Here is a 12124-nt window from a genome sequence, read left to right on the forward strand (position 1 = left end):
TTAAAAAAACACGCTGTTTTTACTGCGCCGCCGTTGATTTGGCTGCTGGCTCTACCAGTTCAGCTTCCACGATGGTACTTTTTTCTTCTTCTAAAGCGCCAGCAGTTTCCACATTTGCTTGTGATGGGGTCTGCCAAGCTTTGGTATCAAAACCGTGACATTTTGGACAAACAGCCGACCAGTCTGCACTTACATCACCACATGTATGACACACCCATGCTGGATCAGCTTGAGCTTGTGTGGCTTTGCGCAACCATTCACGCGCCCCGCTTAAGTCGTTATTTTCCGTTTCCACCAACTCTGCCATCAAGGCAAAAACACGTGAGCTTGGCGCTTCAACCAACAAGACCTTCAGCTCATCGCGCGCTTCCCCCCACAGCTGGGCTTCAAGGGCAGCGCGTGCAATGATAATGCGGCTTTCAATATGTTTGCGGTTTTGACCGGCCAGTTTTTCAGCCAAATTCACCCGTTTTAACGCATCAGGCTCACTTTGCATTTCTTGATAAAGGGCATATAGATCAGGATGCGGGTTTTTGCGCCAGACTTCTTCAATCAAAGAAATCGCTTTGCGCCGTTTATTGGCTTTACCTAACAATTTGGCTTGTTCAAGCGCAGCAGGCACAAGGCCCCCATCTTGTTTTAAGGCTTGGCCCAACAATTTAATAGCTTGGTCGTTCAAACCTTCAGCTGAGGCCAGACCTGCGCGTTCCACCATCAAGGCGGCTTTTTGGCGCGCGCCTTCTTTGGCATCCACAAGCTTATGTTTGATCGAGCTGCTCAAGGTCGCTTCCGCTTCAGCCCATTGGCCTTTTTTAAGTTGAAGCTCTAAAAGGCTTTGCGCCAACCATTGGGTTTTTGGCTTTAAACGATAGGCTTGCTGGGCAAGTTCTAGGGCTTCATCCATATCCCCGCGCGCACTGGCTTGATTTAACAAACCACGAAGACCTAAAAATTCCATACCCTTGGTTTTTGACATGTCTTCAAAGAAACGCGTAGCCGCCTGCTCATCCCCATCAAGTTGGGCAGCTTGGGCCGACAATAACATGGTCAGGCTTGGATCATCCAACAGGTCATGGGCTTTTTTGGCATGTTTGCGTGCCTCAGTCGTTTCTCCTGCTGCCACAGCAACCATGCCTTTAGTAAGGGCATCATAGCCTTTGTGGTTGCGTCTCTCAGAGCGGAAATGACCAAAGGTTTGCGGGCTTTTGCGCAGGAAAACCCACATGCGATATAAAAAGGCGCAAATGGCAACCACAACCAAGCCTGCAATCAAAGCCAGACCGATGGGCACTTCCACAATAAGGCCTTGCCATTCTACCGCAACAATACCGGGATTTTCAGCAAACCAAACGCCGATGGCAACAAAAACCAGCAGCAGAACAATATATTTAACAATCCGTCCAAACATTATCCTTGCTCCCCATTCGCACTGAGAAGCGCAAGAATGTTAGCCTGTAATTGTGCCAAGGCCGCATTGGCGGTTAAGCGCGCCTTTGTCGCCTCCATCCAAGGTGTGGCAACTTCCAATGGCTTACCATAGAGATTTTGCAGCTCGCCAAGTGCGCCGACAAAATCACCTGCGCGCACATTATGTTCAGCGCGTGCAACCACCCCAAGCGGGCCAGCCCCATCCAGATTACCCGGTGCGCGGCGGATACTCACATAAGAGGTCAGATTTCTCACCGTCTGTTCCATCCAGCTTGCACCTTCTGGCACCGCAATAGCGCGCACGATATCTTTTGCCGTTGTTTCAAACGAAGTATGAAGCGAGCTTAATGAGACAAGACCTGCACGCGCAGAAGGCTCAAGCAAGGCCACACTGCGTTCTAACTGTGGATAGCCTTGGGCCAAGACCCCTAAGGTCTGAAGTTCAGCCGCATAAGAAGAAGACGTGCGCATGGCTTCGCGCAAGGCACTAAAGCCTGCCAGCAACGCATGGGCACTGTCTGAACTGCTGCGTGCCTGCAGGCTTGCAGCTTCCACACCGGCAAGACGCTCATTCAAAGTCTCAATCGCTTGAACCAGACGTTCATTTTCCGCCTCAAGGCCTGATAGATCAACGGGGTCAGGCGTTCCTGCCCTTTCAATCTTTGCCGCCAATTCTTTAAATTCAGCTAATTTCTCTTCGCTACCATTAGCAATTTCTATAGATGACAGCCCTGTTTTTACGTCCCCAAGAGCGGCTTCTAACTGGGCGATGCGATCTAGCAGAGGCTGCACATCCACACTCGCACCCGCCTCACCTGTTGCACTCATATTGCCATGAGCAGCTTCAAGGGCGACAAGGCGGTTCATCATATTCACCACCATCTGGTCTGGCACACCCGCATTTGAGCCTGTGCCTTCAATCTTTAACACCCGCGCAATCTCAGCCTTAACTTTTGGCACCCACATATCTTGCGTGTAATAGGCCCCAACCCCGGCCCCTGCCAAGATCACGACCGATGCAGCCAGTGCTTTCAGCTTGAAAGAACCTTTCTTTTTAGGCTGTGCGGGCTTAGTCTTTAAGGCTTTTTGCACAGGGTCATCAAATTTTGAATTCGGTATTTGCGTTTTCTTTTTCTCTGTTGGCTTGCTTGCTGTGTTTGAGGCTTTTGTGTCCTCTTTTTTCACATCTGAGCTTTTAGCCTCTTCTTTCTTTTCTTGTGGCTTTACAGTCTCTGTGGCTTTTTCTTCTTTTTGTTTTTCAGCCTCTGGCTTGGGATCAGTTTTTTTATTGTCGTCTTTTTGATCAGTCGTCATCGAGTCATCCTCAGGGTCAGATAGTATACCAAGCAGCGCCTCTTGGTCCGGCGTTGGTGCCGTCTTTATGTCTTGGAACGGCAGATGTTTAATTTTTGCAGCAACAGCTTCGCTGAGTCCATAGGCCTGTATGCATTTTAGGGAATTTACCAGATCAGCCTTTTCAATCAATTGGCCAAAAGCCGCAGCAGTACGCGGTGAATAGAGCATCACCGCATCAATTTCCCCTTTGGAAATTTTATTCTTTATCGCTGTACTGAGCTCAGTGGTTTTATCAGCGTGATATAAAACGACCCGTTCATAGTCGAATCCATCGGCCTCAATCAGGCTTTTTAAATCCCCGGCAAGGCGCGATCCTGCGATATGGAGAAACTTTCCTTTTGCTGGATCAGCCTTTTCTTTAATTAATTTTGCTAATGATTGAACATGACCATTAGCAATTTCAACATTTTTAAAGCCTGCTTGGCGTGCCATTTTAGCCGTAGCATCACCCACCGCCATCACCTTAAAAGAACGCCGTTTATCCGCTGCTGCAAAGGCGCGCACCCCATTGGCACTGGTGACCAAAAGGGCTTGAATATCCTTAACTTTATAGGCAGAGAGCGCTTTTGCGCTCCCCTCTTCATGAACAATGCTGAGTAAAGGAAAGAGGGTCGGTTTATGACCTGCTTTTTTAAGAAGATCAACTAAGGGAGCCGCATCTTCCTTGGGCCGTGTGACCAGAATACGCATAATTGTTCTCCCTAGTTTTTAGCTCCACCTTATTAAGAAGGTGGTTTCAGAATTATCCCATATCAAGACAGGATAGCAAATGAACTAAAATATACTACTAGGCTTGGGTCGCCTCGGCTAGAAAATCTGCACCTGCGCGTTCTTTTAACTCTTGGCCTGCTTTAGTGCCCAAACTGTCCGGGTCACTAATGGGGCCTTTCATCTCGTTGCTCAGCACTTCAGAACCATCTGGTTTTGCCAAAAGACCCCGCAAAGTGATCTCATCACCTTCAACAGTTGCCAAGGCCGCAATGGGTGTGCGACACGAGCCATCCAGAACACGCAACAACGCCCGCTCCGCCTCAATACGGATTTTAGAAGTCTCGCAATTAAGTGGGGCCAAATAGGCGAGCATTTTTTCGTCATTTTCACGACATGTAATGCCAATGGCGCCTTGGGCCACAGCGGGAAGCATAACATCTTCATCAATCACTGAGGTAATGGCCTCTTCATTTTTAAGGCGACGCAAGCCCGCATTGGCAAGCAATGTGGCATCAACCACACCTTCTTCAAGCTTGCGCAAACGGCTTTGCACATTACCGCGGAAGGTTTCCACCTTTAGATGAGGGTATTTTGCTTTAATCTGGGCTTGGCGACGCAGCGAAGCCGTACCGATTACCGCACCTTCTGGCAGGTCTGCCAATGATTTGGCTTTGTTGGAGATAAACACATCGCGCACATCTTCGCGCGGTAAAATACACGGCAAGCACAGGCCATCCGGCAACCAAGTGGGCACATCTTTCATGGAATGAACCGCGATATCGACGCGATTTTCCAACTGGGCATCATCAATCTCTTTGGTAAACAGCCCCTTGCCGCCAATTTCAGCCAACGGGCGATCCAAAATCATATCGCCGGTGGTTTTAATCACTTCAATCTCGATCAACCCTTCAGCGCGCAAGTCTTCATGAGCAGCCTGCAAACGCTCACGCGTTTCGTAAGCTTGTGCCAACGCAAGCGGGCTTCCACGGGTACCAATAACGACTTTGGGCTGATCGGACATGATTTTTAATCTCTATCTTTGAAGTTTGCGTGTATTTCGTGTATCTCTGCCTGAGAATTGTGACAGCATTAGGGCTAATCGATGGTAAAGATTCTGGGCATTGAAACCAGTTGCGATGAAACCGCAGCTTCCGTCATCACCGATGAGGGTGAAGGCGAGGCGCGCATCCTCTCAAATGTGGTGCTTTCCCAACTGGATGAACACCGCCCCTACGGCGGGGTTGTCCCAGAAATTGCTGCCAGAAGCCACCTTGACCATATTGATCGCATTGTTGATGAAGCCATGGATGAAGCAGGTGTTTCTTTTGCTGAGCTTGATGGCATTGCTGCAACAGGTGGGCCGGGCCTCATCGGTGGGGTGATTGTCGGGGTGATGACGGCTAAGGCCATTGCGCTCACCCATAAGCTACCCTTTATTGCGGTAAACCATCTTGAAGGCCATGCGCTCACCGTGCGCCTCACAGACCAAGTGGCCTTTCCCTACCTTTTATTGCTGGTTTCAGGTGGGCATTGCCAGATTTTAGCTGTGGAAGGTGTCGGTAAATATAAACGTCTGGGCACCACCATTGATGATGCCTTGGGTGAGGCTTTTGATAAATCAGCAAAGCTTTTGGGCCTTGGTTATCCCGGTGGCCCCCATGTGGAAAAAGCCGCTGCCAAAGCAACCAATCCAGCGCGCTTTAAACTGCCAAGCCCCATGAAGGGCAAGCCGGGCTGTGATTTTTCTTTTTCCGGCTTAAAAACCGCTGTGCGCCAAGCAGCAGAGGCTTTACCGCCCGGCCCCTTTAAAGAAGAAGACTTAAACGATCTCTGTGCGTCTTTTCAAATGGCGGCTGCGGACAGTTTGATCAACCGCTGTAAAAACGCCATTAAAATGTTCAAAGCAGATTATCCCGAAGGTAACACACTGGTTGTGGCAGGCGGCGTTGCAGCAAACCAAACCATTCGCACACAACTGACAGGCATGTGCGAAAAACAAAACATGCGCATGGTCGCCCCGCCCTTAAAGCTTTGCACCGATAACGGCGCCATGATCGCCTGGGCCGGACTTGAAGCTTTCAAAGCTGGCAAGATAGACGACCTCACCTTCGCCCCACGCCCAAGGTGGCCCTTAGACCCTGATGCCCCAAAAGCGGCCTTTGCAGGGGGAAAGAAGGCTTAAGGTAAAGCCAACTGCTTTTTCAAAATATCGGCAGCAACCTTGTGCCCCAAAGGGCTCCAATGCCCATCACAAGGTAGAAACAGTGAAAATACATCTTTGACTGCTGCACTCATATAGGGGGCGAGATCTATATAGTTAATGTCATTTTCTATTGCGAAAGCTTTGAACTGATCCACCATATCGCTTTTTTCAGATGGTAAACGTTTCAAATCTGCAAGCCGCGGAATGGTAAAGAAAGAAACCCGCTTTCCTTTTGCCAAAGACTGAATTTCTTTTATATAGAACTTCGCAGACTCAATTTGCTCTTGCGTCGCATCAAAATAACCCGAATATGTCCCCGCTTTTAACGTTGCCCCGCGCGAAATATATCTCACTTCACGATAGACCCCATATGACCAGAAATAGCGCTGTATTTTTGACTTTAAGGACGGCCCTTGGGTTGCCTTTTTGCGATAGTGGGCAAAGGTCACTTCCTGTGTTGGTTTGGCTACAGAATAAAGTGTTTCAAAACCATCAGAGGTTTTTTTCCAGTAAGGCCGATAGCGTAGATTATAACTCTTTGGATCATTTTTCTGCCAGTAAACTTCATCATTATCGGTGAAATCATTATCCGGTAAAATGGCAACGACGACCTGTTCATGGTCAAATTGACGCGCCAAATCGCGATAAAGGATTGAATATTGCAAAGGCCCAAAATTGCCTGACGCCCCAAAATTTAAATATTCAACCCCGCTTTGAGCTTCTAAAAGGTCCGTAAAACGCTTTGCTTGATCAACCCCATAGCCTTCAACAAAAGAATCACCCAAAACAACAACTCGGTTGTCCTTTGAACTCTTTTGCCGTTCCTTATCACGTGCTCCATAACTATTGGCGATTAAATCAACCCCAAAACAACGACGTTCCTTATTGGCACGCCCATTGATCTTATGCCAAGCCCCCCAGTCGTTATATTCCGTCATCCATTGTGATTCTGTATCATGGGCTTTAGACATATAAGACGGCTTATAATTTGAAATGGATAGTCCAAGCTGAAAATAAACAAACGAAAACCCCTCCAACATAAGCAGGAGGAAGAATATATTTAAAATTGTGACTTTAAAAATTCTCATGAATTTCGCTACCATTTCTGCAGGGTGACTTATGTCATAAATCGACAAAGAGTATTAGAATAGACCATATTCTTTTAAAAGCTTTAAATCCCTAAATATACCAAATGCAAATTATAAAAATGCGTTTGAGCTCGACTAAGAATTGACCCCAAATAGCTTTTCGTCGCATAAAGAGGACAAAGAAAATTTGGGAAGGTTCACATGGCTAGAGTTGGCGTTATTGGTGCAGGTGCGTGGGGAACAGCATTAGCTTGTGCTGCGCGCAGGGCAGGAAATGAGGTTTTGCTGCAAGCCCATGAGGCAGAAGTGGCGGAAAACATCAACCGCACCCATGCCAACCCGACCTTTTTACCCAATACAAATCTGGACCCCAACATCACCGCCACGCAAGAACTTTGTGATGTGGCAGATTGTGATGTGATCTTAATGGTGGCTCCGGCGCAATATGTGCGCGCCACCTGCCAAAGCCTGAAAGCTTCCTATAAAAAAGGCACACCGCTTTTGGTCTGTGCCAAAGGGATTGAGCTTGACAGCGGGCAGATCATGAGTGAGGTCATTGCCCAAGAATTACCCGAGGCTGAAATCGGTATTCTCTCAGGCCCAACCTTTGCCATTGAGGTTGCCAATGCACTACCGTCTGCCTGCACACTCGCCATGGGTGATATGCAACGCGCCATGGAGGTTGCCAATATCATCGGGTCCAACCGTTTTCGCATTTATGCCAGTGATGATGTCATTGGTGCGCAAATTGGCGGGGCGGTGAAAAACGTACTCGCCATCGCCAGTGGTATGGTTTCCGGTAAAGGTTTTGGCGATAATGCGCGCGCGGCCCTCATCACCCGCGGTATTGCCGAGCTTGCCCGCCTTGGCGTTGCCAAAGGGGCCAAGACAGAAACCCTCATGGGGCTATCGGGCATGGGCGATTTGACCCTGACTTGTAATTCCATGCAATCGCGCAACTTCTCCCTTGGTGTGGCCTTGGGACAAGGGGAAGCACTGGAAGATATCTTAAAGGTCAGAAAAGCCGTGACCGAAGGGGTCTTTACCGCGCGTTCTGTGTGTAAACTGGCCGATAGCTTACAGGTGGATATGCCCATCTGCGCAGCTGTAAATAAAATTCTAAATGAAGGCGCTGACATTACCAAAGTGGTTGATGGCCTTCTTGCCCGTCCATTCAAGGAAGAAATATAAAATGCTCTACGTTATTAAATGTGTTGATAAAGCCGATCACCTGCAAGTGCGCCTTGATAACCGCGCAGCCCATGTGGAATACCTTAAATCCTATGGCGAAAAACTGTTTGCCGCTGGCCCAACCCTGACTGAGGAAGACGAAGCTATGAATGGCTCGGTTGTTATCCTTGATCTGGAAAATAAGGCTGAAGCACAAGAGTTTTGCGATAACGACCCTTATGCAAAAGCCGGCTTGTTTGACTCTGTGACCATTTCTAAATGGAAAAAAGTCCTGCCTGCTTAAATCTCATGAAACACTGGCTAGTTAAATCCGAACCCGGCTGCTGGTCATGGGAGGACCATGTCAAAGCAGGTATTGAGCCTTGGGATGGCGTGCGCAATTTTCAGGCCGCCAAATTCATGAAAGAAATGGGGCAAGGGGATTTGGCCTTTTTCTATCATTCCCAAAAAGAAAAGGCGATTGTGGGCATCCTTGAAGTGGTGCGCACAGCCTATCCTGATCCCACAGATGAAAGTGCGCGTTTTGTCTGTGTGGATTTTAAAGCCTGCCACCCTTTAAAGCGCCCCGTCACTTTAAAAGAGATTAAAGATGACCCGCGTTTACAAGAGCTGGCCTTGATTAAACAATCACGCCTATCCGTTATGCCCATCCCTGCTCAGGCATGGGAGCTTATTTCTGCCATGGGAGGAGTTTAACCGTGAGCAACCATCATCTGTGTAACGTTTCAGATATTGAAGAAGAAGACAGCAAAGAATTTTTCATTCCAAAAGATGAAAAAGAGGTTTCCATTCTGGCGGTGAAAAAAGATGGAATGATTTCGGTCTTTTTAAATAACTGCCCTCATTTGGGGGTGCCGATGAATTTGGAACCAAACCGATTCTTGGACGTGGAAAAGAACTTTATTATGTGTTCAACCCATGGTGCACTTTTTAAAATTGACGATGGCGAGTGCGTCCATGGCCCCTGTATGGGACAAAATCTTACCCAGATACCGCATGAAATACGCGGAGAAGAACTCTTTATAGACAAGGACTTGTAGGTCCTTTCCCCCAAAAAGATAAGGGTCGTATGGTTACGTAGTATTCGGTATGACCAATTTTAAAATTTTGTTGCGTGTGCGAAGAGTAATTTATTCACTTGTTTCGCGCGAAGTTTCTGACATAATCACGCCACAGTGCACGCATAACGCATTGCACCCAAGTTTAACCGAAGCACGAAAATACGTGCTCACAACTCGACACATCCTAGGGAGATTCGCAAGAAATGTCCGACATTTATCCAGTCAATCCAGATATCGCCGCTAAAGCACATGCTGATAACGAAAAATATTTGGAAATGTATAAGCAGTCCGTAGATAACCCAGAAGAGTTCTGGGGCGAGCACGGCAAGCGAATCGATTGGTTCAAACCATACACTAAAGTTAAAAACTCTTCTTTTGACGGTGACGTAGACATTCGTTGGTTCGAAGATGGTACAACAAACGTTGCTTACAACTGTTTGGACCGCCACCTCGAAAAACGTGGTGACCAAGTCGCAATCATCTGGGAAGGTGACGATCCTTCTGAGTCTGAAAACATCACATATAAAGACCTTCACCAGCGTGTGAACAAACTTGCAAACGCAATGAAAGCACAAGGCGTTGGCAAAGGTGACCGTGTTACTCTTTATATGCCAATGATCCCTGAAGCTGCTGTTGCCATGCTTGCATGTGCGCGCATCGGTGCGATCCACGCAATTGTATTTGGTGGTTTCTCACCTGACGCTTTGGCTGACCGTATCAAGGGCTCTGGCTCTAAAATGGTTATCACAGCTGACGAAGGCCTGCGTGGCGGTCGTAAAGTTCCATTGAAAGCCAATGCTGACCTTGCGATGGACCGTGAAGGCGTTGAGTCTTGTATCGTTGTGAAACGTACAGGCGGCGACATCGACATGAAAGACGGTCGTGACGTTTGGTACGATGAAGTAACAGCTGCTGCCTCTGCGGATTGCCCAGCTGAAGAAATGAACGCGGAAGACCCACTGTTCATTCTTTACACTTCTGGTTCAACGGGTATGCCAAAAGGCGTTCAGCACTGTACAGGTGGTTACCTTGTCTATGCAGCAATGACGCACGAGTATATCTTTGATTACCATGAAGGTGACGTTTACTGGTGTACAGCCGATGTGGGTTGGGTAACTGGTCACTCTTACATCGTATATGGTCCACTGGCGAACGGTGCGACAACATTGATGTTTGAAGGTGTTCCTAACTATCCAACAGTTTCTCGTTTCTGGGAAGTTTGTGACAAGCACAAAGTCAACATCTTCTACACAGCGCCAACTGCCATTCGCTCATTGATGCGTGAAGGTAAAGAGCCTGTTGAGAAATGTTCACTTGATACGCTTCGCGTACTGGGTTCTGTTGGTGAGCCAATCAACCCTGAAGCTTGGAACTGGTACAACGAAGTTGTTGGTAAAGGGAACTGCCCAATCGTGGATACATGGTGGCAGACTGAAACTGGCGGCATCCTGATTTCACCTCTTCCAGGTGCAACAGCACTGAAGCCGGGTTCTGCAACACGTCCATTCTTTGGTGTTGAACCACAATTGGTTGATAACGACGGTAACGTACTTGAAGGTGCCACAGACGGTAACCTCTGTATGACAACCTCTTGGCCTGGCATGATGCGTACATGTTATGGCGATCACGAGCGTTTCAAACAAACTTACTTCTCTACATATGCTGGTAAGTACTTCACTGGTGACGGCGCACGTCGTGACGAAGATGGCTACTACTGGATTACAGGTCGCGTAGATGACGTGATCAACGTATCTGGTCACCGTATGGGTACAGCTGAAGTTGAGTCTGCACTTGTGGCTCACGCAAAAGTGGCTGAAGCTGCTGTTGTGGGTGCACCGCACGACCTTAAAGGCCAAGGTATCTACGTTTACGTCACACTAAACGCTGGTGAAGAACCATCTGACGAGCTGAAGAAAGAGCTGGTTAAATGGGTTCGCCAAGAAATCGGCCCAATCGCTTCTCCAGATTGGCTACAATGGTCACCAGGCCTGCCTAAAACACGTTCTGGTAAGATCATGCGTCGTATCCTGCGTAAAATCGCTGAAGATGATTTTGACGCTTTGGGTGATACGTCCACACTTGCTGATCCAGGCGTTGTAGACGAACTGATCGAAAACCGTCAAAACCGTCAGGACTAATCCAGTTCGACGCTCAGACGTTTTTAAGTCAAAGAAACACCCCCGGCCTTTAGTGGTCGGGGGTGTTTTCTTTTGTCTTTTAACTAAGATATGAGACACTCAAATAAGGTGTATTAAGGGAGGAAAAAAGCATGAAATTTCTCACGCTGCTTTTATGGGGTTGCCTGTTCACGCTATGGTGTCTCCCAACAAATGCCATGCATCACAAGAAAAAGGGCAAGAAGATGATGCAGGCCAAGGCCCCTTATGAGTATTACGAAGAAAGAGGCCTCTTTGAAACCGGGCTCAAACCCATCTTTCCTAAAGAAGTCACCTGCGCAAGAGTTGCTTCTTATTTTGGGTCAAAAACTCGATATGATGGCTCAAAACGTAACAATTCTCACCATGGTTACCATAACGGAATGGATATCTCTCTTCAGCAGGGGCATCATTTACTTGCCATGAGTGATGGTGAAGTCGTCCATAAAGGTTCAGCCGGAAAACTTGTGGGGAATTATATCTGGCTCAAATTTTCACCAAACGATAGTGGCATGTCACAAACTATTTTTGCCCGTTATCAACACCTACAAAGAGCTAGCCCTTTAGAAATCGGCCAACGGGTCAAAAAAGGCGACATTATTGGTCGTTCTGGGAAAACTGGGACCATAGGAGGATATTTTGGTTCACACGGCTATCCGCATCTTCATCTTAACCTTTTGGTGAGCCAAGATGGTAAATATCAGACCAAAGGGGCAATGTTGGGGCCAAAATCAATGCATTATCTTGACCCTATCGGCCTGTTTGTGAACACACCACTCAAGAGTTTAGATAACCATCAACTTCGCCAACTCCCTACAGAGCAGAAAAATGTCGCAATTGCAGTAAAGACCCAATTTCAATTCCTTCCCAAAGAGGCAAAAATTATATGGCCTGTCACCTGCCCTGAATGAGTGAGTAATCCTTAAGCTT

General features: G+C 47.7%; 11 protein-coding genes. 7 read left to right on the forward strand and 4 right to left on the reverse strand.

Annotated features, from left to right (window positions below; genetic code table 11):
* Positions 1-19 precede the first annotated feature (19 nt).
* From MTBPR1_RS06990 to hemC, 3 genes are all read right to left on the reverse strand, one after another.
* Positions 20-1408 (reverse strand): heme biosynthesis protein HemY, encoded by a 1389-nt coding sequence (locus tag MTBPR1_RS06990; protein WP_069186860.1) that lies wholly within the window; start codon positions 1406-1408, stop codon positions 20-22.
* On the reverse strand, positions 1408-3474 hold the full coding sequence (locus MTBPR1_RS06995) for a uroporphyrinogen-III synthase (protein WP_069186861.1): 2067 nt from the start codon (positions 3472-3474) through the stop codon (positions 1408-1410). The genes MTBPR1_RS06990 and MTBPR1_RS06995 overlap by 1 nt, the downstream gene beginning before the upstream one ends.
* Before the next feature lie 97 nt (positions 3475-3571).
* Complete coding sequence (gene hemC, locus MTBPR1_RS07000) at positions 3572-4516, reverse strand: hydroxymethylbilane synthase (protein WP_069186862.1); 945 nt, start codon at positions 4514-4516, stop codon at positions 3572-3574.
* An 81-nt stretch (positions 4517-4597) separates the two neighbouring features.
* On the opposite strand from hemC, the gene tsaD reads away from it, so the two are divergent.
* On the forward strand, positions 4598-5677 hold the full coding sequence (gene tsaD / locus MTBPR1_RS07005) for a tRNA (adenosine(37)-N6)-threonylcarbamoyltransferase complex transferase subunit TsaD (protein ID WP_069186863.1): 1080 nt from the start codon (positions 4598-4600) through the stop codon (positions 5675-5677).
* Here the strand turns inward: tsaD and MTBPR1_RS07010 are convergent.
* The gene (locus tag MTBPR1_RS07010; RefSeq protein ID WP_126465081.1) at positions 5674-6669 is read right to left on the reverse strand and encodes an SGNH/GDSL hydrolase family protein; all 996 of its coding nucleotides are present in this window, start codon (positions 6667-6669) and stop codon (positions 5674-5676) included. The genes tsaD and MTBPR1_RS07010 overlap by 4 nt on opposite strands.
* Before the next feature lie 318 nt (positions 6670-6987).
* On the opposite strand from MTBPR1_RS07010, the gene MTBPR1_RS07015 reads away from it, so the two are divergent.
* The 6 genes from MTBPR1_RS07015 to MTBPR1_RS07040 all read left to right on the forward strand — a co-directional run bounded on the left by MTBPR1_RS07015 (position 6988) and on the right by MTBPR1_RS07040 (position 12105).
* Positions 6988-7977: an NAD(P)H-dependent glycerol-3-phosphate dehydrogenase gene (locus MTBPR1_RS07015; RefSeq protein ID WP_069186865.1), complete on the forward strand. Its 990-nt coding sequence runs from the start codon at positions 6988-6990 to the stop codon at positions 7975-7977.
* A gap of 1 nt (position 7978) precedes the next feature.
* A complete protein-coding gene (locus MTBPR1_RS07020; protein ID WP_069186866.1) occupies positions 7979-8260 on the forward strand; it encodes a YciI family protein in 282 nt (93 codons plus the stop codon).
* A gap of 5 nt (positions 8261-8265) precedes the next feature.
* A complete protein-coding gene (locus MTBPR1_RS07025) occupies positions 8266-8673 on the forward strand; it encodes an EVE domain-containing protein (RefSeq protein WP_069188604.1) in 408 nt (135 codons plus the stop codon).
* A 2-nt stretch (positions 8674-8675) separates the two neighbouring features.
* Positions 8676-9017 (forward strand): Rieske (2Fe-2S) protein, encoded by a 342-nt coding sequence (locus MTBPR1_RS07030; RefSeq protein ID WP_205631224.1) that lies wholly within the window; start codon positions 8676-8678, stop codon positions 9015-9017.
* A gap of 224 nt (positions 9018-9241) precedes the next feature.
* The gene (acs, locus tag MTBPR1_RS07035) at positions 9242-11176 is read left to right on the forward strand and encodes an acetate--CoA ligase (RefSeq protein WP_069186868.1); all 1935 of its coding nucleotides are present in this window, start codon (positions 9242-9244) and stop codon (positions 11174-11176) included.
* A 131-nt stretch (positions 11177-11307) separates the two neighbouring features.
* Positions 11308-12105: a M23 family metallopeptidase gene (locus MTBPR1_RS07040; RefSeq protein ID WP_069186869.1), complete on the forward strand. Its 798-nt coding sequence runs from the start codon at positions 11308-11310 to the stop codon at positions 12103-12105.
* Positions 12106-12124 lie beyond the last annotated feature (19 nt).

The sequence above is a fragment of the Candidatus Terasakiella magnetica genome (genome assembly GCF_900093605.1).
Lineage (GTDB): Bacteria > Pseudomonadota > Alphaproteobacteria > Rhodospirillales > Terasakiellaceae > Terasakiella > Terasakiella magnetica.